Source organism: Pseudomonas sp. Irchel s3f19, assembly GCF_900187555.1.
Classification (GTDB): domain Bacteria; phylum Pseudomonadota; class Gammaproteobacteria; order Pseudomonadales; family Pseudomonadaceae; genus Aquipseudomonas; species Aquipseudomonas capeferrum.
The window spans coordinates 44,232-47,615 of the sequence record NZ_FYDW01000021.1; the positions used below are offsets into that span (position 1 = coordinate 44,232).

Below are 3,384 nucleotides of genomic sequence, written 5' to 3' on the forward strand. Positions count from 1 at the left end.
ATGATGATCGGGGTGTCGTCGCCTGGGAAGTCATAGGTGGACAGCAGGTCGCGAACTTCCATCTCGACCAGTTCCAGCAGCTCAGCGTCGTCTACCAGGTCAGCCTTGTTCAGGAAGACCACGATGTAGGGAACGCCAACCTGACGGGACAGCAGGATGTGCTCACGGGTTTGCGGCATCGGGCCATCGGCGGCCGAGCAAACCAGGATCGCGCCATCCATCTGGGCGGCACCGGTGATCATGTTCTTCACGTAGTCAGCGTGACCTGGGCAGTCGACGTGAGCATAGTGACGAATGTTCGAGTTGTACTCGACATGAGCGGTGTTGATGGTGATACCACGCGCTTTTTCTTCTGGAGCCGAGTCGATCTTATCGAACTCAACGACTGCCGAACCGAAAACCTCGGAGCAGACGCGAGTCAGAGCTGCAGTCAGAGTGGTTTTACCATGGTCAACGTGGCCGATAGTGCCAACGTTCACGTGTGGTAGGGAACGATCAAACTTTTCCTTAGCCATCGATACAATCCTCCGCAGAAGAAATAGTCTTACGCTGATAAAACAAAGGCAGATATTTTCATATCTGCCTTGTTTATATGGAGCTCTTGAGCGGACTTGAACCGCTGACCTCACCCTTACCAAGGGTGTGCTCTACCAACTGAGCTACAAGAGCGAAACACTTTGCGCAAAACCCAGCAAACTTGGAGCGGGTAGCGGGAATCGAACCCGCATCATCAGCTTGGAAGGCTGAGGTTCTACCACTAAACTATACCCGCGGAGCTTGCGGCTCTCGCTAAAACTGGTGGAGGGAGAAGGATTCGAACCTTCGAAGCTCTCGCAACGGATTTACAGTCCGTCCCCTTTGACCGCTCGGGAATCCCTCCAGATGTGGCCGGCATTCTATTTGGCTGCCGCCCTAGTGTCAAGCTATTTTTCAAATTTTTTCAATCAAATCTGAAACTTAGCTGCGTTGACACCGCTTCCAGTTCCGCCACCTGAGTGGTGTTCCCTGTGAAGCGGGCGCCATTCTATCAAGCTATTCGCCAGTTGCAATACCCTGGCAGAAAATAATTTTATGTTTTAAGTCTTTGAAATCACTGGAAAGTGCGGCGAGTACGGTTTGGTCCAGCAACCGCTCGCTTTCCGGGGAAACCTTAAGCCAGAGACCATCGGCCCCCGGCAGCTGACCCAACACCGGCAATGCATTGATATCCAGGCTCAGCAAGCGCTGACGCAGTGCATCAAGCTGCTCTTTACCCGCCAGGCCACCGACAACCAGGCACTCATCGCGACGTCGGGCCGGTGTGGACACGCCTGTTTCACGCAGCAGGCGGATCTCTTGTTGGTTACCTTTGTACAACGATAGCGGGGCGACATCCTTGACCTTGAGCGGGGCTTCCTGTTGATGCCAGACGTAATAGAAGACGTTGAGCACCAGCAACAGCAGAAACAACCAACGCATAAGCACCTCAGTCCAATGGGCAGGCCATTGCCAGGCCAACGAATACCAGGTCAGGGACCACCCGCGCCTGCGGCGCAGCTTCACGCACCAACGGCGCATCCCCGCCGGTAAGGAACACGGTAAAATCCTCCCCCCACAGCGCACGCGCCTGTTCGAGCTGAGTCCGAGCAAAGCCTTGCAGCATTAATACGCAACCACGCTCCACAGCCTCGACGGTTGAGCGCCCCGGGGCAAGGCTGGTCAATGCACGCGCTGCCGAAGCATCGTCATAGCGGATACGCCGGGTATGTGTACGCAACTGACTACGCATCAGCGGCATCCCCGGACAGATATAACCACCCAGGTGCTCGCCATCGGCGGCGATGAAGTCAGCCTTGGCGGCGGTCCCCAGGTCGATCACCAGGCAAGCACCCTTGGCCAGGTGAAACGCACCCAACGCTGCGAGCCAGCGATCCATGCCCAGGCGTTGATAGTCTTCATAGCCGTTACGCACCCCCGCTGCTTGCTGCGCAGGCTCTGCGACTTGCGCCACCACACGGAATGCCTGGCCGATCAGCGCACAAAGTGCAGCAGTTTCTTCCTCGCTGCGCACACTGACAATACGGCAACCCGACAAACGCAGCGACGCCAAGGTACTGACCTCGGCCACCAGCGACTGGTCCGAATCGACAATACCGCCGCCCACGATCGTAGCGTCGCCAGCATGAATGACCCGCCACTTGATAAAGCTGTTACCGCAATCGAGCTCAAGAATCATTACGCAACCTCAAACTGAGCTCACCACCGCTGAAGCTCTTTTCCACACCGTCGACCTCAAGGCGCAAGCCGCCCTGCCCGTCCACACCAAGCACCACCCCATCGATCCGGGTGCTGCCGGCAACCAGCGATACGGTACGCCCCTGCCATAGATGCGCTTGCTCCCATTCCTCCTGGAATGCGGCAAAACCATAGCGGCGGTGACGCGCCAATTCATGTTGCAGTTGCTGGCTGAGCATCGCCACCAAGTGATTGCGATCAATTGCGGCGCCAACCTCACGTCGCATCGAGGTCCACGCCTGGTCGACCTGGTCATTGGTCTGCATGTTCACATTAATGCCAATACCAAGCACCACGTGACAGACGTCTGCCGGGTCGCCGACCAGCTCAAGCAAGATGCCCGTGATCTTCTGCCCACGCACAAGCACATCATTGGGCCATTTGAGCCCCACATCCTTTACACCGAAACCTTGCAGCGTACGCATTACCGCCAACCCCACCACCAGGCTCAGCCCTTCGAGCTGGCGCATGCCGCCTTCGACCCGCAAGACGAGGCTGTAATAGAGGTTTTCTGCAAAGGGGCTTACCCATTGACGACCGCGGCGGCCACGCCCGGCATTCTGGCGCTCGGCCAGCACCAGAAAAGGAGCAGCCTGCCCCTCACCCGCAAGCCGCAGCCCTTCGGCGTTGGTCGAATCAATGGTTTCGTGGATGAAAACTGGCCACTGCTCGCCCTCGGCAAACTCGGCGATCGCCTTCGCTTCGAGCAGGGCCAGAGGCGCCGCTAACTGGTAGCCGCGGCCACGAACCTTGTGAATGGTGAGGTTCAACTCAGTCTCCAGGTGCTGCAGCTGCTTCCAAACGGCGCTGCGACTCACCCCGAGGGCTGCCCCCAAGGCTTCTCCGGAATGGAACCGGCCATCCTTGAGGAGATTCAACAACTTCAGCATGCCAGTCTCGACTTGGAATAAGGCTGGCATGATAGCTATGGGTAGTGGCCTTGCATAGGAAAAGGGCCGCCCGCAGACGCTACCAACAGGGAGTTTCCAGCCGCAAAGACAAAACCCCTACCTGCTCGCGCAGATAGGGGTTTTGCGAAATGAATCTTGACGATGACCTACTCTCACATGGGGAGACCCCACACTACCATCGGCGATGCATCGTTTCACT

General features: G+C 57.3%; 4 protein-coding genes and 3 tRNA genes. All 7 read right to left on the bottom strand.

Annotated elements, in window-relative coordinates:
- A partial coding sequence (locus CKW22_RS26710) for a GTP-binding protein (protein ID WP_143500819.1) occupies nucleotides 1–515 on the bottom strand: 515 nt, incomplete at its 3' end.
- Between the two features lie 78 nt (nucleotides 516–593).
- Nucleotides 594–669, bottom strand: a tRNA-Thr gene (locus tag CKW22_RS26715).
- 29 nt (nucleotides 670–698) lie between these two features.
- Nucleotides 699–772: transfer RNA gene (locus tag CKW22_RS26720), tRNA-Gly, on the bottom strand.
- 24 nt (nucleotides 773–796) lie between these two features.
- Nucleotides 797–880: transfer RNA gene (locus tag CKW22_RS26725), tRNA-Tyr, on the bottom strand.
- A 152-nt stretch (nucleotides 881–1,032) separates the two neighbouring features.
- The gene (locus CKW22_RS26730) at nucleotides 1,033–1,458 is read right to left on the bottom strand and encodes a hypothetical protein (protein WP_047583917.1); all 426 of its coding nucleotides are present in this window, start codon (nucleotides 1,456–1,458) and stop codon (nucleotides 1,033–1,035) included.
- 7 nt (nucleotides 1,459–1,465) lie between these two features.
- Entirely contained in the window at nucleotides 1,466–2,215 is a 750-nt protein-coding gene (locus CKW22_RS26735; RefSeq protein WP_033703503.1) for a pantothenate kinase, read from the bottom strand.
- A complete protein-coding gene (gene birA / locus CKW22_RS26740; protein ID WP_095065589.1) occupies nucleotides 2,205–3,164 on the bottom strand; it encodes a bifunctional biotin--[acetyl-CoA-carboxylase] ligase/biotin operon repressor BirA in 960 nt (319 codons plus the stop codon). Before birA ends, CKW22_RS26735 begins: the two co-directional genes overlap by 11 nt.
- Nucleotides 3,165–3,384: the final 220 nt, after the last annotated feature.